Here is a 21,286-nt window from a genome sequence, read left to right on the forward strand (position 1 = left end):
TATCATTTGTAACATCCAGGCCGTTGCGTCCATGTCATCTCCCGAGTTTGCAGTACAGGCGCTCTACAGCCGGCATCACGGCTGGCTCAATACGTGGCTGCGCACCCGGCTGGGCAATGCCGCCGATGCGGCGGACCTGGCCCAGGACACCTTCGTGCGCCTGTTGCAGCGTAGCGAACGCCTGGAACTTCGAGCTCCACGCGCCTTTTTGCGCACCATCGCCCAAGGCCTGGTGATCGACCATTGGCGGCGAGAAGAAATCGAACGTGCCTACCTGCAAACCATAGCTCACTTGCCGGAAGCCGAAACCCCTGGCGCTGAAGCCCAGGCCCTGATCCTGGAACTGCTTGAAGCCATTGCCAGGATGCTCGAAGGCCTCAAGCCGAAAGTGCGCAGGGCCTTTCTGTTGGCCCAGTGCGAAGGCCTGACGTACAAGCAGATCGCCGAACAGATGGGCATCTCGTTGCGCTCGGTGGAGCGCTACGTCGCCGATGCGCTGTACCACTGCTATGTGCTGCGTTATGAAAGCTGAGCCGGCGGAGCACTTGCAGAGCCGCCGCAACGGCCCGTCGCAACAGGTGGTCAGGCAGGCGATCAACTGGCTGCTGCGCCTGCGCAATCACACCGCTCACCCGACCCTGCGCCAACAGTGCGACACCTGGCGCGCCGCCCACCCGGAACACGAACTGGCCTGGCAACGGGTGCAATCGCTGCACAGCGAATTGACCTCCAACCTGCGGGCGGTGCCCGCTGCCCACATCGCCCTCGACACCCTGGAAAACAGTGCCCAGCGCCTCAGTCGTCGCCAGGCCCTGAAGTTGCTGTCGGGCATCGCCGTGGTGAGCGGCGCGGCTTGGCTGGGCAAGGACCTGGGCTGGCAATCGTGGAGCGCTGACTTCGCCACCGCCACCGGTGAACGCCGAGGTTTCCAGTTGCCGGACGGCACGCGACTCGAGCTCAATACCCACAGCGCCGCCGACCTGGACTTCAGCGCCCGGCAGCGCCTGATTACCCTGGCCCGCGGCGAAATCATGGTCACCTGTGGTCGCGACCCGGGGCGGCCGCTGCTGGTGAAAAGCAGGCATGGCCTGTTCGAAGGGCTGGGGGGGCGCTTCGTGGTGCGCCAGGACAGCGACTGCACGCGCTTGAGCGTCACCAGCGGGCAAGTCGTCATCCGTTCGCACCCCAACAGCGATGGCAGGCCCATTCAGGTCGAGGCCGGGCAAAGCTATCTGATCACTGCATCGACAGCGGCCCTCGCACCGCCGCTGGACATGGACGCAGGCGCCTGGGCCGACGGGTTGATCGTCACGCGCAACATGCGCCTGGAAGACTTCCTCAATGAAGTAGGACGCTACCGCCCGGGTTATATGAACTGCGCGGCGTCGGTTGCCGACCTGCGCTTGTCGGGGGTTTTCCGTTTGGAGGACACCGACAAACTGCTCGCCGTCCTGCCACGCATGCTCCCCGTACAGATCCGTTATCGAACCCGTTGGTGGATCACGGTGCAGCGCCTGGCTTGATTTTTTTTGGCGGGTTTCAGGCCGGCGTCCGGCTAGGACAGTAAGCAACCCTTATCTGCCTTCGGCGACTCCTACGGAACCTACAATGACTGAGCGCGTACCTCTCAAGAACCCCTTCGGCTTCTCTGCGCAACCGGGCCTGCTGCGCCAGGCGATCCATGCCGCGCTGTTCTCCACGGCGCTGGGGGTCAGCGTCATGCCGATGCTCGCGGTGGCCGCACAAAACGGCGTGACCGCCAGCCGTCAGAGCTACAACATTGCCCCGGGCCCATTGAGCGATGTGCTGAACCAGTTCGCCCGCCAGGCCGGGATCACCCTGGCAAGCACCCCGGCGCAAACCGGCGGCGTCCAGTCCCCGGGGCTCAAGGGCGAGTACTCGCCGGACCAGGCCCTGAGCCAGTTGCTCAGCGGCTCGGGACTGGTTGCCGTCAGCCAGGATGGCAGCAGCTACGTGCTGCAGACCGAGACCGCTGGCAGCACACTGGAATTGCCGACCACCGACATCAAGGGCTTCGCCTTGGGTAACGCCCTGGGCAGCATGGAAGGCTACAACGCCACCCACAGCCAGGTCGCCACCAAGACCAGCACCGCCCTGCGCGAAACCTCCCAGAGCGTGTCGGTGGTCACCCGCGAACAAATGGACGACCAGGGCGCGCAAACCGTGTCCCAGGCCATGCGCTACACCCCCGGCGTGCTGACCAACCCCTACGGCGCGACCCACCGCTACGACTACGTGGCGATGCGCGGCTTCAACGACGGCTCGGTGGATAACATCTACCTCGACGGCCTCAAGTCCATGGGCGACAGCGGCACCTACAGCTCCATGCAGGTCGATCCGTACTTCCTGGAGCGGGTCGACATTCTCAAGGGCCCGTCCTCGGTACTCTACGGCCGCAGTTCACCGGGTGGCCTGGTGGCGCTGACCAGCAAGAAGCCGCAGTACGAGGCCTATCACCAGATCCAGGCCACGGTCGGCACCCAAGGCCAACGCGGCATGGGCTTCGACTTCACCGGCCCCGTGGATGACGACAAACGCATCACCTATCGCCTGATCGGCCTGGCGGACACCTCCGACACCCAGTTCGACCACAACAAGGAAAAGCGCTTCGCCCTCGCGCCGACAGTGAACATCGACTTCAGCGAGGACACCTCGCTGACCCTGCAAGCCTACCTGCAGCATGACCCCGACGGCGGCTACCACGGCGGCATGCCGGCCGATGGCACCTTGCATCAGCGCAACGGTCGACGGATTTCCGAGCACTTCTTCGAAGGCGAACCCGGCATCGACCGCTATGAGCGTGACCAGCAGTCGTTCGGCTACCAATTCGAACACCGTTTCAACGACGTCTTCACCGCCCGGCAGAACTTCCGTTACCTGGATTCCGAGGTCAAGAACGATCAGGTCTATGCCTACGACTGGACCACGCCCACCAGCAACGAGCTGAACCGCTACTACACCGGCGCCGAAGAAAAGCTTCATTCCTTCATCGTCGACAACATGCTGCAAGCCGAATTCTTCACTGGTGCCACCAAGCACACCGTGCTGATGGGGGCCGACTATCAGCGGCGAAAAACCGTGGTCGACTGGACCAGCGGCAGCCTGGCGCCAATCAACGCCTTTGACCCGGTCTACGGCAACTCGGCCATCACTGGTCGCTATGACACCAGCTACCTGCGACGCCTGGAGCAGACCGGCGTCTACCTGCAAGACCTGATCGAAATGGACAAGTGGCGCTTCTCCCTCGGCCTGCGCCAGGACTGGGTTCAAACCTCGGATGAGAACCGCATCGCTGAATTTGAACGCCCGGAAGGCACCGAGATCAACGACAAACGCACCAAGCTCACTGGCCGTGCCGGAGCGCTGTACCTGTTCGACAATGGCCTGGCGCCGTACATCAGCTACTCCGAGTCGTTCAACCCGAACTCCTATGCCGACAGCGCCGGCAACCCACTGCCGCCCACCGATGGCAAGCAATGGGAACTGGGCCTGAAGTATCAGCCGCCGGGCACTGACGACCTGTACACAGCCTCGCTGTTCCGCATAGACCAGGAAAACCTGGCGACCAAACTGCCCCAGGACAGCTTCTACCGCGCCGTTGGGGCCGTGCGCTCCCAGGGCCTGGAGCTGGAAGCGCACCTGCAGTTGACCGAACAATTCAAAGTGCTGGGCAGTTACACCTTCACCGACATCGAATACTCGAAGTCGATGGTCAGCACCCTCAGCACGCCCACCGACATCATCGAAAACAAGGGCAACTCCCCGACCCAGGCCCCGCGCCACATGGCCTCGGTCTGGGCGGATTACAAGTTCGACAGCGGCACCCTCGATGGCCTGCGCCTGGGCGGCGGCGTGCGGTATGTCGGCTACAGCTGGGCCGATGCGGAGAACACCATGAAGGTGCCGTCCTACACGTTGTTCGATGCCTCGGTGGGGTACGACCTGGGCAAGGTCGGCTTGAAGGGCGTGGACGTGCGCCTGAACGCGAACAACCTGACCAACGAAAGCTACGTCGCTTCGTGCGCCAGCCTGAGCTTTTGCTACATGGGCGAAGAGCGCAATGTGGCGGCGACGGTGAGTTACCAGTTCTAACTGCAACCCATTCCCTGTGGCGAGGGAGCTTGCTCCCGCTGGACGCGAAGCGGCCCGTTTTTTTGGGGCTGCTGCGCAGCCCAGCGGGAGCAAGCTCCCTCGCCACAGGTTCTGTTCTGGCCCTTCGGATGGGGCAGCTTCAAACCCGAACCGTATTACCTTCTTCCCGCACCACACCCTCCTGGCGCACAAACCGATTCGCCCGCCCGAACGTGCCGAAGTCATTGAACCGCACGCCCATCTCCCGCATCACCTTGTGCGCCACCGGCACCGTCAGTTGACGAATGTAGAACGGCTCCTTCACCACGAAGTGATGAATGCCATGGCTGCTGCCGAAGTTGAAGCAGAACGCCTGCAACGGCCACAACCACCAGGGGTTGAGCACTTGGGTTTGCTGGATGACGTTGCCCGGCTCGATATCGCCGTAGTAGTGCATGTTCGAACTGACGAAATGCAGGCAAAAGGTGCGCAACACGTTCGGCCCGATGATCACCACCGCGGCGATGTCGATCACCTGCATCGTCGCCAGCGTGGTAGCCGACCAGTCAATTGAAGTGCCCAGCAGACCGGCGATGCCGTTGGCCCCATGAAAACCGAGAAACACATACCAGGCGCCCCAATGCAGCAACGCCAGCGGGAAATACACCTTCAGCGTGCGTTTGAGAATGCTGCGCTTGTGCGCCCAGGTCCTGGCTCGCAGCAGGCGGATGAACGCCGACATCACGTTATCGCCGACCATCAGCAACCGCGCCAGCCCCCAGGGTTCGCCGTTGGTGATGGCCCGCTCCTCCATGTCGGCTTCGCTGCCGGACACCTTGTGATGGTTGAGGTGCAGGTGACGACGGATCCACGGATTGATCGTGCTCGGCCGCGCCAGCCAGACCAACCCCATCATCAGGTTGTGGGGCAGGCGCTGCTTGCGAAAATACATGCTGTGGATCAGGTCATGTTCCAGCTCGTGGGTCAGCGACGCGAAGAACGCGTTGAGCAACAGGCACGCCCACCCGGCCAGGTAACCGTTGATGTAGAGCAGCGCCGAACCGATCATCCCAGCCAGGGCGAACGCCAGGATGCCCGCGCCCAACGCGTCCTGATGGCGCAGGATCGGATAGCGCCGACGCAACTCCTCGCCCCGGGCCAATACAACCTGGCGAATATGGGCTGATCGCTGTTGTGCATTCAATCGCTCGGGGCTTGCGCAAGTGCCGTGCATGGCTTACATCCTCTGTTAGAGATGTGCTCATCCTGCCGGGCGTTGTCCCCTGGGGTGGTAGCCGTAAACGCCAACCTGTTGACCGCACGCGCCAATCGTCATGACTGAACCGACTTCCCTCGCCAGCTGGACCCGCGCCCTGCGCAAACAGCTCGATGCGCTGGGCCTGGACAGCCATGTCTTGTGCGTGGAAGCCGGCCTCGACCCGCAATGGATGGACGACCCGAACGCCCGTTACCCGCTCTCGGCCACCACCCGTCTGTGGGCATTGGCTGTGCAGGCCAGCGGCGACCCGGCCATCGGCCTGCGGGTCTCGCGTTTCGTCAGCCCCACCACCTTTCATGCGCTGGGTTATGCCCTGGTGGCCAGCGGCAGCCTGCGGGAAGTGTTCGAGCGGATCGTACGCTATCACCCGGTGGTCAGCGATGCGCTAACCCTCCAGCTGATCCGCGCAGAGGACCGTTATCGCTTTAGCCTCGAGGTGCCGCCGGACCGACCGGCGCCAGCCTTCGAGGCCATCGACGCGTTCGCGGCGATTTACGTGCGCACCTGTCGCAACCGCCTCGGCCGTGATTACGCACCACTGGCGGTGTACCTGCGGCGCCCGGAACCGGCGGACCCCAGCCCCTGGCACAAAGTGTTCCGCTCGCCGGTGCATTTCGGCGCCGCGCAGGATTGCCTGGAGTTCAACCTCACCGATTTCGACAGCCACCTGGACGACGCCAACCCGGAACTGGCCGAACACAATGAAACAGTGCTCGAACGCACCCTCGCACAGCTCAAGCCACTGACCTGGGAACGCAAGGTACGCGCGGCCATCGAGGCCCAACTGCCCGAAGGTGAGCCCAGCGCCGAACGCATCGCCCAGGCCATGCACCTGAGCCTGCGCAGCCTGCAACGGCACCTGGCCGACGAAGGCTGCCGCTTCGACGCACTGCTCAACGAGTGCCGGGAGAATCTGGCGCTGCTGCACCTGCGGGATCCGAATTGCTCGCTGAGCGAAGTCAGCTACCTGTTGGGTTTTGCCGATGCCAGCAGCTTCAGCCGCGCCTTCAAGCGCTGGACCGGGATGACGCCGGGGCAGTTTCGGGATGGGTTGCGCTAGGGATTTGGGTTGGCTGGGCGGGCGATGACTTTCGCCCAGACAAGCCCCTGTGGCGAGGGAGCTTGCTCCCGCTCGGCTGCGCAGCAGTAGCAAAACCGGCCAATGCGATCCGCCTGCCTATAGACATGCCAAGGGCCTGCTGCGCAGGCCAGCGGGAGCAAGCTCCCTCGCCACGGGGGCCAGGTCGGTTTCAGATCGTGGTCAACCCGCGCAATCGCTCGATGTCGAGGATTTCGATCTCGCCATAACCGAGGTGGAGAATGCCCTGGGCCTGCAAGTCCTTGAGGATCTGGTTGGTGGTCTGGCGTGACAGCGCGAGCATCAGCGCCAGATGCTCCTGGGGCAGTTGCAAGATTCGGCGCGGCGGTTCGATTTCGCCGTAGCCTTCTGCGATCATCAGCAGGCGGTGGGCCACCCGGGCCGGGGCAGGCATCAGGCTCAGGTGTTCGAGGTTGATGAAGGTCAGGCGCAGTTTGTGGCTCATCAACAATGCCAGATACCGCCAGTAGATCGGCTGCGCTTGCAGGAAGGCCAGCAACGGCGCCTGCGGCACGTGCAGCAGTGTACCTTGACCGACCACCACCGCATCATGAGTGCGCGGCTGGCCATCGAACAGGCAGATTTCACCGAACCAGTGGGGCGCCTCGATCATACTCAGCAGTGCCTCCTTGCCCTGTTCGTTCACCGCACCGACGCGCACCGCGCCTTCCAGCACGGCATACAGCCCGCACGGCGGATCGCCACGCTTGAACAGCCCATGGCCCGGCGGCAGGCGGCGCTCGCGGGCCATATCCAGCAGGCTATTCTGTAACTCAACGGGCAAGTGGCTGTACCAGTGGCCGGCCATCAGTTGTGAGTGCCAGGGATGCGAATTCATGGAAACTCCGGGACAAGTGTCGGCTAACTGACAGAGCGTCGTGCAAGACCTGATGCATCATGCGGGCATTACCCCAGGAGGAACAACAATGAAAAGCCTCGTCGATCATCTCAGCCAATACGCTGCTTATCACCGAGACCCGCGCAACATCGCCACTCATTTCGTTGGCATTCCGCTGATCTTCGTCGCCGTTGCCGTGCTGCTGTCACGGCCCGGTTGGCCGCTGGGCGCGATCCTGATTTCTCCGGCATTGCTGGTGGCCGTGGCCAGTGCTTGGTTCTATCTACGCCTGGAAGTGCGCCTGGGTGTGCTGATGACGGTGCTGCTGGGCCTGGCGGTATGGCTGGGTCAGACACTGGCAGCGCAAAGCACGGCGGTGTGGTTGAGCAGTGGCCTGGGGATGTTCGTGGTGGGTTGGGTGATCCAGTTCGTCGGCCACTATTACGAAGGCCGCAAACCGGCGTTTGTCGACGACCTCACCGGGCTGATTGTCGGGCCGCTGTTTGTGGTGGTGGAAGCGGGTTTCCTGCTGGGGCTTCGCGGCGAATTGAAGCAGGCCATCGAGGAGCGCGCCGGGCCGGTGACGTTGCGCAACCAGCGTTCGGCCGCCTGAAAACACCCCTCTGTGGGAGCGAGCTTGCTCCCACAGGAGTTGGGCCTTACCGCTCAGGCACTACAGGGCGCCGAATTCGATCCGCACCGTCAGCGCACCGGTGTTATCGCTCAAGCCTGCTCCGTATTGCCCGGTCAGGTCATCATTGATGCACAGTTGCAGCTCGCCTTGCTCGCTGGCAGGAACCTGCCCCAGATCCCCCACCAGGAACGGCTTGCCACCATCGCCCACGCGACCGATCAAGGCACCTTCGGCGGCACCGGGCAAGGCATAGCTGCTGTAGTCGATATGCCTCGAACCGCCATTTCCATCGACATTTCCACCCTGCGGACTGGCACACCATAGCCCACTGACGTAGCGAACCAAACGCGGAACCAACCCGTTGACCTTCACGCCAGTGCCCTGCCAGGCGATGTTGGATTGGACCTGCATCGTCACCGCCTTCAGGTCGTTGGCCACAGTGTCCCCGGCCTGGAACGACAACGCCGCGATCGTCAGGCTCGGGTTCGAGGTGCCGGTACTGGGGAAGACACCATCGCCTACCAGGAACAGGTTCTTGTGGTCCCAACTGCGCTGGTACTTGTCCACCACCGACTTGGCCGGATCATCACCCATGCGGTAGGTGCCCATCAGGTGCCCGGCGCCCTGGAAGGTGTAATCCTCTTCTTTGTACCTGAATGTCCCTTGGCCAATAGGTGCCGTCAGCTCCACGGCGCCGAGCAGGTCCTTGATGATGTGGCTCGCCAATACCTTCGCCTGCCTGAAACCTTCCTTGGTGTAATCGGACAGGTCGTAGTGGATTTCCGGCCGAAGAATGCCAAGCCCGTCCGTGAGCTTGTCCGTCGAAGGCACGATGTAGCTCTTGGACTGGTCGGGATCCTTCTCCACCTGCTCCACCAAAAAGCCGATCCGAAACTGGCGGATGAACAGGTCGTTGAGCCGTTGAATCAGGGCCGTGCCGTAAAGCGCTTCAGTGGGCGGCGGCGGGTTCTCTTTCGATGGCAACGGGTTGGTGCAGCTTTTGTTCTTGCCATCGATAAAATCGGCCACGGTGACGTAAGGGTCGCCCACCGGCCAGTTCCAGCCCTCGTTGCCGATTTCGATACGCCACGCCGCTCGCAGGCTGCGAAAGTCGCCGTCACGCAGGCTCTCGATGCCCGCCGTGGACACCGGTCCCCGGTACGGGAACACCGTCTTGCCTTCCGGCATCAGCCCCCACGCCAGGTAAATCGGATGGTCGGACAGGCTGCGTCCGACCTGGCCGCTGCTATTGGCCACGCCATCGGGCCAGGCAGGGGTCTTGGAGTTGAGCAACAATTTGGGAGTTTCGATGGCATGGGCCGCGATCACGTAACGCTGCCCGATGGCCACGCCGGTGCCCGTCTTCGGTCCCTCGCCAAGCTGGTATTGAATGAATTCGACGCCATTGATGTTCTTGTCCGGGCCCACGGTCACTTTGCTGGCCACGGTCCGGTACATGACTCGGACCTTGCCGGTGGCCAAGGCCTTGTTCAGGGTCACGGTGGCGTCGTACTTGGCCTGGATCGGGCAGATCGGCGTGCAGTTGGTATTGCCGGCACACACCCGGCGCCCGGCATAGGGCTGGGAGTTGCGCCCGGCCGGGGTCGGGCTGACTACCAGCGGCAAGCCGTCGAAGTTCTTGTCGGTCACGGCTGTGACGAAACTGCCATCGACCAACGACAACGGAATGCTGTGCATCGGGAATGAATAGCCCTCGGGGAACGTCATGCCCAGGTAGGCCTGGTCGGCGACATTGGCCGACACCCCGATTTCCGCCTCGGCCCGGCAATAGGCGCTTTGCAGGTCGTCGTAGCCGATCGGCCAATCCACCCCGACGCCGTACTTGCTCTTCAGGCGGAAATCGTTCGGCACCATGCGCAGGCAGGTCCCGACCCAGTGCCAGGTCGTGCCGCCGCCCACCCGTTCATAAGTACTGTTGAAGGGCAGTGGGCCTTTCTGCACCAGATAGCTGACTTGCGGCTTGTCCCAGCCAAGGATCAGGTCGGCGATGGTCGCTCGAGGCGCATTTTCCTTGCTCGGGTCACGCGGCGTGTCCAGGGTCGACACTGGCGGATAGGGCGACTCCGGGGTCTTCAGGGTGGCGGTGTAGAAACGCTCCAGGTATTGCGCACGGTTGGCCGGGATCTCCGGACCCGATTCGAGCACCAACACATCCACGCCGGCCATGCCCAACTGATAAGCGATGATGCTGCCGGCCAACCCCGCGCCAACGATGATCACCTCGGCTTGTTCGGTACTCATGACGAGGCTCCTTGTGTGTTGGCAGGCACGCCGGTGTAGTCCTCAAGGCTCGGTGGCGTGGTGTTCCAATAGCCGAAAAACATCTCGCTGTAGCCCATGGGGTGGGCCTGGGCGATTTTCCAGGCCCAGCTCTGGATGTAGGCCTGGTCGGACACCACCGTCGAGTCGGTCGATTTGTAGTTGCCAGTGGCATAGGGCTGATACCAGACCCCCAGCAACCACAGTTTCATGATCGAACGCGCAGCTTGGGCCGCTTGCGTGACAGCCGGTCGCGATCCATCCATCAGCACCGCTTTGGCGATCTGGTCGGGGGGCACATTGTTCGCTGCCAGCGTGGCGTATTGAGTCAGCAACGTATTGAGCACCTCAGGGGTGATACGCGGGGTGATGAACGCGAGAAAAATCGGTGGCAAACCCACCTGGTCGATCGCCGGTGCCAGCCGATCCGTGGGAATGCCGGTCAGGGCCGATGACAGGCCTACAAAGTTGTCCAGATCACTGCTCATGGTTGACTCCTTGTCCGCCAGTGGACTGTGCGCGTTCGAGCAAATAGGTGAAATCCGCGAAGCTGGTACGCGGCGACTCGGTGACATGGGTGGCCGCATTGCCGTGGCAAGCCATGCAACTGGAAGACGCCTGAGGCACGGTGCCCTGGATGTAGGTCTCCAGCGTGGCGTTGGCCAGGAACAAGGGCGCAGGGCTGCCCAACGGGTTGGCGGCCGATATCTGGCAGTTCGGTGACGGGGCCGACGGCCACTGGGTACTGATCAGTTGATAGTTCGCCCAGACGCTCTTCGGGTTCACCGTACGCAACAGGCCTTGATACGTAGCGTTCAGTTTTTTGGTGGCCTCGGTGAGCGGCACGTCGCGCACGATCTGCGAGGGCGTCGCCTTGACCGCCGGGTTCCATGGCCGTGGCGGCGGTTGGTTGATGTCGCTTTGGCTGGCTGCGTTGTAGAACAGATAAGGCCCCGTGCGCTGGGCAACAGGCGTGGTTTTTTCCGGCACGTTTTTCACATGCTCGAAGGTTGACCAGACCCATTGCGCCGCACTGGCGGTCTTATGGACCATGTGCAATCCCACCAACCCGACCGGCTCGGACACGCACGACTCTCCGACAATCGGCCCATGGCTCGGGTCGTTGTTGCCCGGGGTGTAGACCAGCGCATCGACGGTGTGAAAGTCCTGCCGGTTGTCGTTGGGGCCCAGCACTTTCCATGACGCCTTCACCATCACCGCGCCGACCTGTTTGGTCTCGGTGGAACCACAACTGAACGCCACGGTATTGGTCGGCTTCGCGGCGAAGAACTTCTGCTGGCCTTCGATGCTGTACAGACCGTTGTCGACGATGCCGTTGAACATCGATTGGTTGACCACGATTTCGTTGCGCGTGTAGGTGCCGTTCTGGTCAACCAGCGGGCCGCTCTCGAAGGGCTGGATAAATTCATCCAGCACATCGGGCACCTTGCCCATTTGCTGCAACAGGCGACCGGGCTTGAGCGACTTGCACGCTTCGGGCAGAGTCGCCGGGGCATTCCAGGGCAGCGGCGCCTGGCCCTTGGCGCGGAAAATCTGGTAGCTCTCTTTCCAGCTCTCCCACACGGTGGCGCCATCCTGCTTGCCGATGGGCGTGCCGGTATTCGGATCACCGTTATCCAGCGCCGGCCAGTTCAGGGCAATGAAGGTTTGCCACGACAGCTCATCGAAATCGGCTTGCAGGCTGATCAGTGAAACGGGGTGGGTCACCGTGACATCGAAGGGTATCTGGGGGGACAACGAAGGGGCGGCGCTGGCGGCCGGAGCCAGCAAGACGCCTAACAATGCACAGCCAAGCGGGCCATGCCGACTGACTTCCACTCTCATGTTTTCTCTCCTTGGCATCAGGGCACCAGGAGAGATAACACCGGTCCGTCATGGACTCTCACTTGCCTCCTGGCCTGTCAGAGTCTAGGTAGGGTTTGGGCGGGGAAAAGGCGTTGGCGTAGAACCAATCGAAGCAAGGTTGGGTGGAGTTATTCAGATTCTGACCGGGGGCAGTGAGGACGCCATCGCGAGCAAGCTCGATCCCATCTGATCGTCCCCACGCTCTGCGTGGGGATGCATCCCGTGACGCTCTGCGTCACCTTCCAGAAGCGGAACGCGGAGCGTCCCTGGCGGCGTTCCCACGCAGGAGCGTGGGAACGATCGAACCACCAGTCCCTTGCTCGCGATGCTTTTAGAGGTTGGCGACTTTCTGCCAGACCTTCGGCTTGAAGAACAGCGTCTCGCCCTTCGCCAGGCCCACCAGGCTGTCGTGATCCTTCACCACTTCCGCCTCGATCAGCTCACTCTGGCCTTCCACCTTCAGGGTCACCCGAGTGGTGGCGCCGAGCGGACGGATGTCGCGCACTTCGGCGGCGTGGTGGTCTTCCAGCTCCGAGCGCGACAGCGAGACTTCGTGAGGGCGGAACAGCACATGCCGGTCCTCACCCAAGTGCAGGCGGTTCGAGTCGCCGAGGAAGTGATACACAAAGTCGCTGGCCGGGTTTTCGTAGACATCCCCCGGCGAGCCGATCTGCTCGATCACGCCCTTGTTCATCACCACGATCCGGTCGGCGACTTCCATGGCTTCTTCCTGGTCGTGGGTCACGAACACCGAGGTCAGGTTGATGTCCTCGTGCAGCCGCGCCAGCCAGCGGCGCAGTTCCTTGCGGACCTTGGCGTCCAGGGCACCGAAGGGTTCGTCCAGCAGCAATACCTTGGGCTCCACCGCCAATGCGCGAGCCAGGGCGATGCGCTGGCGCTGGCCGCCGGACAGTTGCTCAGGATAGCGATCGGCGAGCCAATCCAGCTGCACCATGTTCAGCAGCTCATGGACCTTGGTCGCGATCTGGCTTTCGTTCGGACGTTGCTGCTTGGGCTTCATGCGCAAGCCAAAGGCGACGTTGTCGAACACCGTCATGTGGCGAAACAAAGCGTAGTGCTGGAACACGAAACCGACGTTGCGGTCACGCACGTCGTGGCCGGACACGTCCTCGCCGTGGAACACGATGTTGCCCTGGTCCGGGGTTTCGAGGCCGGCGATGATCCGCAGCAACGTGGTCTTGCCGCAACCCGACGGCCCCAGCAGCGCCACCAATTCACCGCTCAGGATGTCCAGGCTGATGTCGTCCAGGGCCTTGAAGGCGTTGAAATTCTTGCTGACGTTACGAACTTCGATCGACATGACTTATTCCTCCGCGGCGCTGGCGCGCAGGCGGTTGATTCGGTTTTCGCTCCACTGCTTGAGCAGCAGGATGAAGAGCGCCAGGATCAGCAACAGGCTCGCCACAGCGAACGCGGCCACGTGGTTGTATTCGTTGTAGAGGATCTCGACGTGCAGCGGCAGGGTGTTGGTCACCCCGCGAATGTGCCCGGATACCACCGACACCGCGCCGAACTCGCCCATGGCGCGGGCGGTACACAGCACCACACCATAAATCAGGCCCCACTTGATGTTCGGCACGGTGACATGCCAGAACATCTGCCAGCCATTGGCACCGAGCAGGCGCGCGGCCTCTTCTTCCTGGGTGCCCTGCTCCTGCATCAGAGGAATCAGCTCCCGGGCCACGAACGGCACGGTGACAAAAATCGTCGCCAGCACGATCCCCGGCAGCGCGAACACAATCTGGATGTCGTGATCCGACAGCCACGGACCGAACAGGCCCTGGGCGCCAAACATCAGCACATACACCAGGCCCGCGATCACCGGCGACACCGAAAACGGCAGGTCGATCAGCGTCACCAGCATGCTCTTGCCACGGAATGAATACTTGCTCACGCACCACGCGGCACTGACACCGAACACCAGGTTCAGCGGCACCGAAATCAGCACGGCGATCACCGTGAGCTTCAGCGCCGACAACGCGTCGGGTTCAAAGATCGCGGAGAAGAACGCCCCCAACCCGAGCTTCAGGCCCTGGGACACCACGATGAACAGCGGCAGCAGCAAAAACAGCGCAAAAATCAGCCAGCCAAGGCCGATCAGGATTCGCCGCGACGTCGCACTGCCGCGACGGGCGGCATTGGTGGAGGCTGCGGAAATAGACGATTGGGACATGTTCGCGCCTCCTTATGGGGTTTCGATGCGCCGCTGCAGCAGGTTGATCAGCAGCAACAGGACGAAGGAAACCACCAGCATCAACACGCCGATGGAGGTGGCGCCGGTGTAGTCGTATTGGTCGAGCTTGACCATGATCAGCAGCGGCAGGATCTCGGTTTTCATCGGCATGTTGCCGGCGATGAAAATCACCGAACCGTACTCACCCACGCCACGGGCAAAGGCCAGGGCGAAACCGGTCAACCAGGCCGGCAACAGCGCCGGCACGAGGATGTGGCGGAACACCTGCCATGGCTTGGCGCCGAGGCAGGCGGCGGCTTCTTCGACTTCACGGGGAATATCGGCCAGCACTGGCTGCACCGTGCGCACCACGAACGGCAGCGTCACGAACGTCAGCGCCAGGGTGATGCCCAGCGGGGTGTAGGCGATCTTGAACCCCAGGTCGGTGGCGAACTGGCCCACCAGACCGGTCGGCGCGTACAACGCCGTCAAGGCAATACCGGCCACGGCAGTGGGCAGGGCGAACGGCAGGTCGATCATCGCGTCGATGATCTTGCGGCCAGGGAAGGTGTAGCGCACCAGCACCCAGGCCAGCAGCGTGCCGATCACGCCGTTGATGATCGCGGCGTACAGCGCGGTGCCGAAACTGAGTTTCAAGGCCGCCAGCACCCGCGGTGCCGAAATGATCGCCCAGAACTGTTCCCAGGTGAGTTGGGCGGCATGCACGAACATCGCCGCCAGGGGTATGAGCACAATCAGACTGAGGTACACCAGGGTGTAGCCCAGCGTCAGCCCGAAGCCGGGTATGACGGGGGATATGCGACGCGACATAGAAGTCCTTGGTTGAGAACAGCAAAGCCCCGACGGTCATTGCAATGTGGTTCGCTGGCGAGTGAATCCGTGGCGAGGGAGCTTGCTCCCGCTGGGCTGCGCAGCAGCCCCGTTTTTGTGAGCGCTTCGCACTCAAGCGGGAGCAAGCTCCCTCGCCACAAAGAATCCTTCAAGCCTTGAGTAAACAACATTGCAACCGCAGTCAGAGCCCATTTTATGGCCTGTCCAGCTTACTGCGCCTGATAGATCTGGTCGAACACGCCGCCATCATTGAAGAATTTCGGTTGCGCGGTTTTCCAGCCGCCGAAGTCCTTGTCGATGGTCACCAGGTCCAGTTTCGGAAACTGGCGCGAGTACTTGGCGGCGACGTCCTTGTCACGTGGACGATAGAAGTTCTTCGCGGCGATTTCCTGGCCGGCCGGGCTGTACAAGTGCTTGAGGTAGGCTTCGGCGATCTCGGCGTTGCCTTTTTTCTCGGCGTTCTTGTCCACCACCGCCACCGGCGGTTCGGCAAGGATCGACAGCGACGGCACGACGATGTCGAACTTGTCGGCGCCGCCATCTTCCTTCAGTGCCAGGAAGGCTTCGTTTTCCCAGGCCAGCAACACGTCGCCCTGACCGTTGTTGACGAAGGTAATCGTCGAGCCACGGGCGCCGGTGTCGAGGATCGGCACGTGCTTGAACAGCGCTTGCACGTATTCCTTGGCCTTGGCTTCGTCACCGCCATTGGCCTTCAGGCCGTAGGCCCAGGCCGCGAGGAAGTTCCAGCGAGCACCGCCTGAGGTCTTCGGGTTCGGGGTGATGACCGACACGTCATTCTTGATCAGGTCGCCCCAATCCTTGATGCCCTTGGGGTTGCCCTTACGCACCAGGAACACGATGGTGGACGTGTAGGGTGTACTGGCTTCCGGCAGGCGTGTTTGCCAGTCCGCCGGCAGGGACTTGCCCAGCTTGGCGATTTCATCGATATCGCCGGCCAGGGCCAGGGTCACCACGTCGGCCCGCAGACCGTCGATCACCGCCCGGCCCTGCTTGCCCGAACCACCGTGGGATTGCTGGATCTTCACGCTGTCGTCCGGGTGCGCTTTCTTCCAGAAACTGGCGAATTCGGCGTTGTAATCCTGGTAAAGCTCACGCGTCGGGTCGTAGGACACGTTGAGCAGCTCGTAATCCTTGGCGACGGCGGAACCTGCAAAAACAGCACTGGCCAGGGCGGCCAGGGCATAACGACGAATGGACGACATGGTGAAAGCTCCTGGAATTCTGGTTTTCTTATGGCTTCTGGAAATTCGTTTGGCTTGTAGAAAAGATCGCAGTCTTCGCCAGCCCCTACACTCAGCCCCCCGTAGGCACTGCCGAAGGCTGCGATCTTTTGTCTTTCTTCAAGACGGCTTATGACTCGGTTGCTGCAAGCGGAATTTTTCCTTGCGTTCGATCTGGACCACCTGCGCGTTGTGCACGGTGATTTCCACTGCCCCAAAGCGTAGATCGCGCAACGCGCTCTGGATCTCGCGCAAGATGGTTGCTTCGTCCTGGCCGTCAACGCTACGTAGAGATGCGCTCATGCTGCTGCTCCTTTGAATGAATGCCTGGCAGTGGGCGGCACTGCTTGCGGCGTGGGAGCAATACTAGATAAGCGCGGATATTCTTAAAAAGACTATTTAAGAATTTTTATATAACCAAAATTACAGAAAGTAGCCGGCGTCCTACGGCAGGGGAGCTTGGGAGGCCTTTCCCTGCTAACGCCTCGGATATTTCCTTCAAAACGCCGAGCTGTTCATGAACTAGGCAGCGCTCCATGCCGCGGCTAACCTCTGTTCGTCATCGCAAAAAACGGTGACACGGGCGTGCAAGTCCGGATTGGTACGCAATTGGTTATGGCTATTGACCGAGCATTTTTTTATGCTCGCGTCCGTTATGGCAATTGTGCGTGGGAGGCCTTCGGGTCTGCCGGCGGTACCGGACCGGTCTTGCACACCTACGTACAGTTGCCACCTCTTCGAATGCAAGCGAAAGGATGTCGACCTCAACTCTGGTACATAGAATATGGTCAAGCCTTCACCGAATCCTCCGCAAAGCGGCCACAAATCCCGCGTCCAAGCGCAGGAAGAAAAAAAGCTCGATGACGCCGCCACCCGCGCCCTCGACTACTACCTCAACCCCAAGCCCGCCTCACCGCCCGGACCCGACAAAAACCAACTTTTCATCGTGTCCCCCACATAGACACCGAAACCCTGCTCGCCAACGCCTCCGAAGACCTGCTCTCCATCAGCACCATCGCCGCCGACCTGGCCGACGACGTCGACGACTCACGCCGCTGCGTCGCCCTGGCGATCAGTCGCATGGCCGATGGGGTGCAGTTGTTGGTCGAGCGGGCGTTGGATCATTTGGAAACCAAGGAGATGGCGGCGTCTGGGGCCAAGGGGTAGCACATAGCTTGGATGCAAGCTGAACCGGCGCCTTCGCGAGCAAGCCCGCTCCCACAGGGGAAACGCGGTCTCACCCAGAGCCAGGTCGGCTACTAGGCCGCCTCGCGGTGGACGTTGATCTCGGGCGCCCCGTTAACCACGATGGCCGAACGCAGGCATTGCGTAGTGGGCACCCCGGCATGGATGCCGAGGTAGCCGCGCTGGGCCATGGATGGCCCTTCGCGGCGGCCCACGGAGCAATGCCGGAGAGAGGGCATGCCGAGCCTAGGCGAGGCACCGAGTGGTGGGGCAAAAGCGTTTTGCTTACTTTTGACTGGGCCGGCTTCCGGGCTTCTCAAAAGTGAGCCGCCGTCAGGGCGGAACCCTAAGTGGCCGTTACCGCAGAAATGGATATGTACCCGATCACAAAATCCTGGCCAGCTGTCTGGCCGCCATCAATACCACCGACGATCAAGCAATAACCGGCGCCCGCCCCCAATCCAACTGCGCCGCCGCCACGGGCCGGCCAAACCAGTAACCCTGCCCCAGCTCACACGCCTGTCCAAGCAAAAATGCCGCCTGCTCACGCTGCTCGATGCCCTCGGCATGCACCTGCATGCCCATGCTGTGGGCCAGGGCGATGATCACCCGGACGATCGCCGCGTCATCCTCATCCCACGGTAACCCCGCGACAAAACCCTGATCGATCTTCAGCTTCTGCACCGGCAAACGCTTAAGCCGCAGCAACGACGAATAGCCCGTGCCGAAATCGTCGATAGCCAAGCGCACGCCCAGCTCCCGCAGGCGATGCATCTGCTCCAGCGCCACCTCCGGGTCATCCATCACCGCGCTTTCCGTCACTTCCAGCTCCAGGCAACCCGGATCCAGGCCCGTGTCGTGCAACACCTGCGCGACCTGGTCATACAACTCGCGACGCGCAAACAACCGACTCGATACGTTGACGGCGACAAACGACAGCGCCACGCCGGCCTGCTGCCACTGGCACATTTGCCGGCAGGCCTGGTCCATGACCCAGGCATCGACCTGGGCAATCAGGCCGGTACGTTCAGCAATGGGAATGAACTCGGCCGGCGACACCAATCCACGCGTGGGATGCTCCCATCGCACCAGCGCCTCGACACCGATCAGACGACTGGTCGCCAAGTCGTGGACCGGCTGGTAGTGAACGCGCAACTCCTGTTGCTGCAGCGCGCGCCGCAATTCGAAGGCAATCTCGACCCGCTGCTGGGCGTGGGCGGTGAGTTCTTCGGTGTACAAGGCGTAGCCGTCGCGTCCGGCGCTCTTGGCCTTGAACAACGCCGAATCGGCATTGCGCAGCAGCTGCCCGGCGCTCAGGGCATCGCCGGGAAACAGGCTGATACCGATGCTGGCATTGATGAACAATGCATGGTCATCGAACCGCAGGGGCTCTTTCAAGGCGTCCAGGATGCGCCGGGCCAGCGCCGCTGCCTGGCCTGGCTGCGAGCAGTTTTCCACCAGCACCGCAAATTCGTCGCCCCCCAGCCGGGCCAGGGTCACGCCCGGCGCAAAAAGCCCGCGAAACCGCTCGGCCACGCCTTTGAGCAACTCATCGCCTACGTTGTGACCCAGGCTGTCATTGATGTTCTTGAAGTGATCCAGGTCCAGCAGCAACAGGGCACAGCCACGCTTGTGCAACTGCGCCGACGCCAGGGCCTGCTCGGTACGATCGGAAAACAGCAGGCGGTTGGGCAAGCCGGTCAGCGGGTCGTGATGGGCCAGGTAGGCCAGTTCGTGCTCGGAATCCTTGATGGCACTGATGTCAGAAAACACCGCGACATAATGGCTGACCTCGCCGCTGTCGTCGCGAATGACGCGGATCGTCTGCCATTGCGGGTAGATCTCACCGCTTTTACGCCGATTCCAGATCTCGCCGCTCCACTCCCCCTGGCTGTCCAGGGAGGTAAACATGTCGCGATAGAAATCCGTCCCATGACGACCGGACTTGAACAGGCTGGGGCGCTGGCCCAGCACTTCATCCCGCACATAACCGGTGATCGCCATGAAGGCCCGGTTCACGTGCACAATCAAGCCGTTGCGGTCGGTCACCAACACCCCTTCGCGGGTGCAATCGAAGACGGCGGCAGCCTGGCGCAGACGCTCGCGATCGGCACCGTGCTCACCCTTGGCGAAAAATCGCGAGATCCGCGCCCGCGCCAAGAAGATCAACCCGGCGCTGAGCAGGACCCAGGCATAGCCGTTGATCAGCAGCCAGCGTTGTCTGTCAGCGAATTGATCGAAGAAACTGCTCAATAAATAACCAATCAGCTGCAGCCAGACGACTGACAACACGAGGTAAAGCAGCGCTACGCGCATGGCACTGCGTTGATAAGCAGGCATTCGGCCATCCATGTCCCTACAGAGAGGTGGGGATTATAGAGGAAGAAACATTCAGCCACTCTTATCTGAAAGGCCGACTGGTTTTATCTGTAGGGCCGGTGATAATGCAACGGCTGTTTCTATCTTTATCGAGGGCCCTACAGCCTATGTGGTACGAAGGTTTTCTTGGCTTGTCGGCCTGGTCACTGGTGGCAGTCACCCTGCTGATGACCCACGTCACGATCATTGCCGTCACGGTCTACCTGCACCGTTATTCGGCGCACCGCTCCCTGGAGCTCAATGCCGGCCTCAAACATTTCTTCCGCTTCTGGCTGTGGCTGACCACGGCACAGAACACCCGTGAGTGGACCGCCATCCACCGCAAGCACCACGCCAAATGCGAAACCGAGGATGACCCTCACAGTCCGGTCATCAAGGGCTTGTCCACCGTGCTGCGCAAAGGCGCCGAGCTGTATCGCGCCGAGGCGGAAAACCCGGAAACCCTGCGCATCTACGGCAAGAACTGCCCCGACGACTGGATCGAGCGCAACCTCTACAGCCGCTTCCCGCTGCTGGGCGTGGCGATCATGGGCATCATCGACCTGCTGTTGTTCGGTACCATCGGCATCACTATCTGGGCCATCCAGATGATGTGGATCCCCGTCTGGGCCGCTGGCGTGGTCAATGGCCTGGGCCATGCCGTGGGCTACCGCAACTTCGAATGCCGCGACGCGGCGACCAACCTGGTGCCCTGGGGCATCCTGATCGGCGGCGAAGAACTGCACAACAACCACCACACATACCCCAACTCGGCCAAGCTGTCGGTACGCAAATGGGAGTTCGACCTGGGCTGGGCCTGGATACGGGTGTTCAGTATCCTGCGCCTGGCCAAGGTCCAGCGGGTTGCGCCGATCGCCCACCGGGTCGAAGGCAAGGGCCACTTGGACATGGACACGGCCATGGCGATTCTCAACAACCGTTTCCAGATCATGGCGCAGTACCGCCGGCTGGTCATCGCGCCACTGGTGAAGCAGGAACTGGAAAAGGTCGATCACTCGGTGCGTCACCAGTTCCACAGGGCCAAACGCCTGCTGTCGCGGGAAACCAGCCTGCTGGACGAGCGTCACCACGTGCGCATCCAGAACATGCTCGAACACAGCCAGGCGCTGAAGGTGATCTACGAGAAACGCCTGGCCTTGCAGCAGATCTGGGTCAAGACCAGCAGCAACGGCCACGACATGCTCGCCGCCATCAAGGAATGGGTCCACGAGGCCGAGGCTAGCGGCATCCAGTCCCTGCGCGAGTTTGCCGACCAACTCAAGACCTACTCGCTACGGCCTGCCACGGCCTGACCAGGCAACGCCAGCACTGTGGACAAGGGCTTTTTTGTGGCGAGGGAGCTTGCTC

At 61.9% G+C, this 21,286-nt stretch carries 18 protein-coding genes and 1 pseudogene; 7 read left to right on the forward strand and 12 right to left on the reverse strand.

Features of this window, described 5'->3' with window-relative positions:
• Window positions 1–31 precede the first annotated feature (31 nt).
• The 3 genes from BLT00_RS30000 (at window position 32) to BLT00_RS30010 (ending at window position 4,113) form a co-directional block, all read left to right on the forward strand.
• Window positions 32–532, forward strand: coding sequence for a sigma-70 family RNA polymerase sigma factor (locus BLT00_RS30000; RefSeq protein WP_014335956.1), 501 nt, complete (start codon window positions 32–34; stop codon window positions 530–532).
• Window positions 522–1,523 carry a FecR domain-containing protein gene (locus BLT00_RS30005; RefSeq protein ID WP_092150225.1) on the forward strand — a complete coding sequence of 334 codons (1,002 nt, stop codon included), beginning with the start codon at window positions 522–524 and terminating at the stop codon, window positions 1,521–1,523. Before BLT00_RS30000 ends, BLT00_RS30005 begins: the two co-directional genes overlap by 11 nt.
• A gap of 85 nt (window positions 1,524–1,608) precedes the next feature.
• Window positions 1,609–4,113 (forward strand): TonB-dependent siderophore receptor, encoded by a 2,505-nt coding sequence (locus tag BLT00_RS30010; protein WP_092150228.1) that lies wholly within the window; start codon window positions 1,609–1,611, stop codon window positions 4,111–4,113.
• Between the two features lie 139 nt (window positions 4,114–4,252).
• On the opposite strand, the gene BLT00_RS30015 is transcribed toward BLT00_RS30010, so the two are convergent.
• A complete protein-coding gene (locus tag BLT00_RS30015) occupies window positions 4,253–5,326 on the reverse strand; it encodes a fatty acid desaturase (RefSeq protein ID WP_092150231.1) in 1,074 nt (357 codons plus the stop codon).
• A gap of 100 nt (window positions 5,327–5,426) precedes the next feature.
• Between BLT00_RS30015 and BLT00_RS30020 the strand changes: the two genes are divergently transcribed.
• Window positions 5,427–6,431: an AraC family transcriptional regulator gene (locus BLT00_RS30020; RefSeq protein WP_092150234.1), complete on the forward strand. Its 1,005-nt coding sequence runs from the start codon at window positions 5,427–5,429 to the stop codon at window positions 6,429–6,431.
• 190 nt (window positions 6,432–6,621) lie between these two features.
• Here BLT00_RS30020 and BLT00_RS30025 read toward each other — a convergent pair whose 3' ends face one another.
• Window positions 6,622–7,308 (reverse strand): Crp/Fnr family transcriptional regulator, encoded by a 687-nt coding sequence (locus tag BLT00_RS30025; protein ID WP_092150237.1) that lies wholly within the window; start codon window positions 7,306–7,308, stop codon window positions 6,622–6,624.
• A gap of 88 nt (window positions 7,309–7,396) precedes the next feature.
• Between BLT00_RS30025 and BLT00_RS30030 the strand changes: the two genes are divergently transcribed.
• Window positions 7,397–7,921 (forward strand): Mpo1 family 2-hydroxy fatty acid dioxygenase, encoded by a 525-nt coding sequence (locus BLT00_RS30030; protein ID WP_092150240.1) that lies wholly within the window; start codon window positions 7,397–7,399, stop codon window positions 7,919–7,921.
• A 60-nt stretch (window positions 7,922–7,981) separates the two neighbouring features.
• On the opposite strand, the gene BLT00_RS30035 is transcribed toward BLT00_RS30030, so the two are convergent.
• The 8 genes from BLT00_RS30035 to oscA all read right to left on the reverse strand — a co-directional run bounded on the left by BLT00_RS30035 (window position 7,982) and on the right by oscA (window position 16,678).
• Window positions 7,982–10,204 carry a GMC oxidoreductase gene (locus BLT00_RS30035; protein ID WP_092150243.1) on the reverse strand — a complete coding sequence of 741 codons (2,223 nt, stop codon included), beginning with the start codon at window positions 10,202–10,204 and terminating at the stop codon, window positions 7,982–7,984.
• Entirely contained in the window at window positions 10,201–10,710 is a 510-nt protein-coding gene (locus tag BLT00_RS30040) for a sorbitol dehydrogenase (protein ID WP_092150246.1), read from the reverse strand. The genes BLT00_RS30035 and BLT00_RS30040 overlap by 4 nt, the downstream gene beginning before the upstream one ends.
• Complete coding sequence (locus BLT00_RS30045) at window positions 10,700–12,067, reverse strand: cytochrome C (protein ID WP_092150249.1); 1,368 nt, start codon at window positions 12,065–12,067, stop codon at window positions 10,700–10,702. Before BLT00_RS30045 ends, BLT00_RS30040 begins: the two co-directional genes overlap by 11 nt.
• Window positions 12,068–12,419: 352 nt before the next feature.
• The gene (locus BLT00_RS30050; protein ID WP_092150252.1) at window positions 12,420–13,409 is read right to left on the reverse strand and encodes a sulfate/molybdate ABC transporter ATP-binding protein; all 990 of its coding nucleotides are present in this window, start codon (window positions 13,407–13,409) and stop codon (window positions 12,420–12,422) included.
• A 3-nt stretch (window positions 13,410–13,412) separates the two neighbouring features.
• Entirely contained in the window at window positions 13,413–14,282 is an 870-nt protein-coding gene (gene cysW, locus BLT00_RS30055; RefSeq protein ID WP_092150255.1) for a sulfate ABC transporter permease subunit CysW, read from the reverse strand.
• Window positions 14,283–14,294: 12 nt separating this feature from the next.
• Window positions 14,295–15,113, reverse strand: coding sequence for a sulfate ABC transporter permease subunit CysT (gene cysT, locus BLT00_RS30060; RefSeq protein WP_013692011.1), 819 nt, complete (start codon window positions 15,111–15,113; stop codon window positions 14,295–14,297).
• Between the two features lie 230 nt (window positions 15,114–15,343).
• Window positions 15,344–16,357, reverse strand: coding sequence for a sulfate ABC transporter substrate-binding protein (locus BLT00_RS30065; RefSeq protein ID WP_063323504.1), 1,014 nt, complete (start codon window positions 16,355–16,357; stop codon window positions 15,344–15,346).
• Between the two features lie 138 nt (window positions 16,358–16,495).
• Window positions 16,496–16,678, reverse strand: coding sequence for a sulfur starvation response protein OscA (gene oscA / locus BLT00_RS30070; protein ID WP_003186967.1), 183 nt, complete (start codon window positions 16,676–16,678; stop codon window positions 16,496–16,498).
• Window positions 16,679–17,159: 481 nt separating this feature from the next.
• Here oscA and BLT00_RS32305 point away from each other — a divergent pair.
• A pseudogene (locus tag BLT00_RS32305) lies at window positions 17,160–17,542 on the forward strand (DUF6124 family protein).
• A gap of 92 nt (window positions 17,543–17,634) precedes the next feature.
• Here the strand turns inward: BLT00_RS32305 and BLT00_RS31985 are convergent.
• Entirely contained in the window at window positions 17,635–17,799 is a 165-nt protein-coding gene (locus tag BLT00_RS31985; RefSeq protein ID WP_158265826.1) for a hypothetical protein, read from the reverse strand.
• Between the two features lie 193 nt (window positions 17,800–17,992).
• Window positions 17,993–19,900 (reverse strand): phosphodiesterase DibA, encoded by a 1,908-nt coding sequence (gene dibA / locus BLT00_RS30080; RefSeq protein WP_092150258.1) that lies wholly within the window; start codon window positions 19,898–19,900, stop codon window positions 17,993–17,995.
• A gap of 146 nt (window positions 19,901–20,046) precedes the next feature.
• Between dibA and desA the strand changes: the two genes are divergently transcribed.
• The gene (gene desA / locus BLT00_RS30085; RefSeq protein WP_072347251.1) at window positions 20,047–21,231 is read left to right on the forward strand and encodes a delta-9 fatty acid desaturase DesA; all 1,185 of its coding nucleotides are present in this window, start codon (window positions 20,047–20,049) and stop codon (window positions 21,229–21,231) included.
• The last annotated feature ends 55 nt before the right edge of the window (window positions 21,232–21,286 follow it).

This window comes from Pseudomonas sp. NFACC51, from assembly GCF_900103575.1.
In the GTDB taxonomy this organism is placed as follows: domain Bacteria; phylum Pseudomonadota; class Gammaproteobacteria; order Pseudomonadales; family Pseudomonadaceae; genus Aquipseudomonas; species Aquipseudomonas fluorescens_Q.

Excerpts from the sequence above, each read along its gene's own strand:
- BLT00_RS30000 (WP_014335956.1), top strand. The coding sequence starts at position 32 with ATGTCATCTCCCGAGTTTGCAGTACAGGCGCTCTACAGCCGGCATCAC.
- BLT00_RS30005 (WP_092150225.1), top strand. The coding sequence starts at position 522 with ATGAAAGCTGAGCCGGCGGAGCACTTGCAGAGCCGCCGCAACGGCCCG.
- BLT00_RS30010 (WP_092150228.1), top strand. The coding sequence starts at position 1,609 with ATGACTGAGCGCGTACCTCTCAAGAACCCCTTCGGCTTCTCTGCGCAA.
- BLT00_RS30015 (WP_092150231.1), bottom strand. The coding sequence starts at position 5,326 with ATGCACGGCACTTGCGCAAGCCCCGAGCGATTGAATGCACAACAGCGA.
- BLT00_RS30020 (WP_092150234.1), top strand. The coding sequence starts at position 5,427 with ATGACTGAACCGACTTCCCTCGCCAGCTGGACCCGCGCCCTGCGCAAA.
- BLT00_RS30025 (WP_092150237.1), bottom strand. The coding sequence starts at position 7,308 with ATGAATTCGCATCCCTGGCACTCACAACTGATGGCCGGCCACTGGTAC.
- BLT00_RS30030 (WP_092150240.1), top strand. The coding sequence starts at position 7,397 with ATGAAAAGCCTCGTCGATCATCTCAGCCAATACGCTGCTTATCACCGA.
- BLT00_RS30035 (WP_092150243.1), bottom strand. The coding sequence starts at position 10,204 with ATGAGTACCGAACAAGCCGAGGTGATCATCGTTGGCGCGGGGTTGGCC.
- BLT00_RS30040 (WP_092150246.1), bottom strand. The coding sequence starts at position 10,710 with ATGAGCAGTGATCTGGACAACTTTGTAGGCCTGTCATCGGCCCTGACC.
- BLT00_RS30045 (WP_092150249.1), bottom strand. The coding sequence starts at position 12,067 with ATGAGAGTGGAAGTCAGTCGGCATGGCCCGCTTGGCTGTGCATTGTTA.
- BLT00_RS30050 (WP_092150252.1), bottom strand. The coding sequence starts at position 13,409 with ATGTCGATCGAAGTTCGTAACGTCAGCAAGAATTTCAACGCCTTCAAG.
- cysW (WP_092150255.1), bottom strand. The coding sequence starts at position 14,282 with ATGTCCCAATCGTCTATTTCCGCAGCCTCCACCAATGCCGCCCGTCGC.
- cysT (WP_013692011.1), bottom strand. The coding sequence starts at position 15,113 with ATGTCGCGTCGCATATCCCCCGTCATACCCGGCTTCGGGCTGACGCTG.
- BLT00_RS30065 (WP_063323504.1), bottom strand. The coding sequence starts at position 16,357 with ATGTCGTCCATTCGTCGTTATGCCCTGGCCGCCCTGGCCAGTGCTGTT.
- oscA (WP_003186967.1), bottom strand. The coding sequence starts at position 16,678 with ATGAGCGCATCTCTACGTAGCGTTGACGGCCAGGACGAAGCAACCATC.
- BLT00_RS31985 (WP_158265826.1), bottom strand. The coding sequence starts at position 17,799 with ATGCCCTCTCTCCGGCATTGCTCCGTGGGCCGCCGCGAAGGGCCATCC.
- dibA (WP_092150258.1), bottom strand. The coding sequence starts at position 19,900 with ATGCCTGCTTATCAACGCAGTGCCATGCGCGTAGCGCTGCTTTACCTC.
- desA (WP_072347251.1), top strand. The coding sequence starts at position 20,047 with ATGTGGTACGAAGGTTTTCTTGGCTTGTCGGCCTGGTCACTGGTGGCA.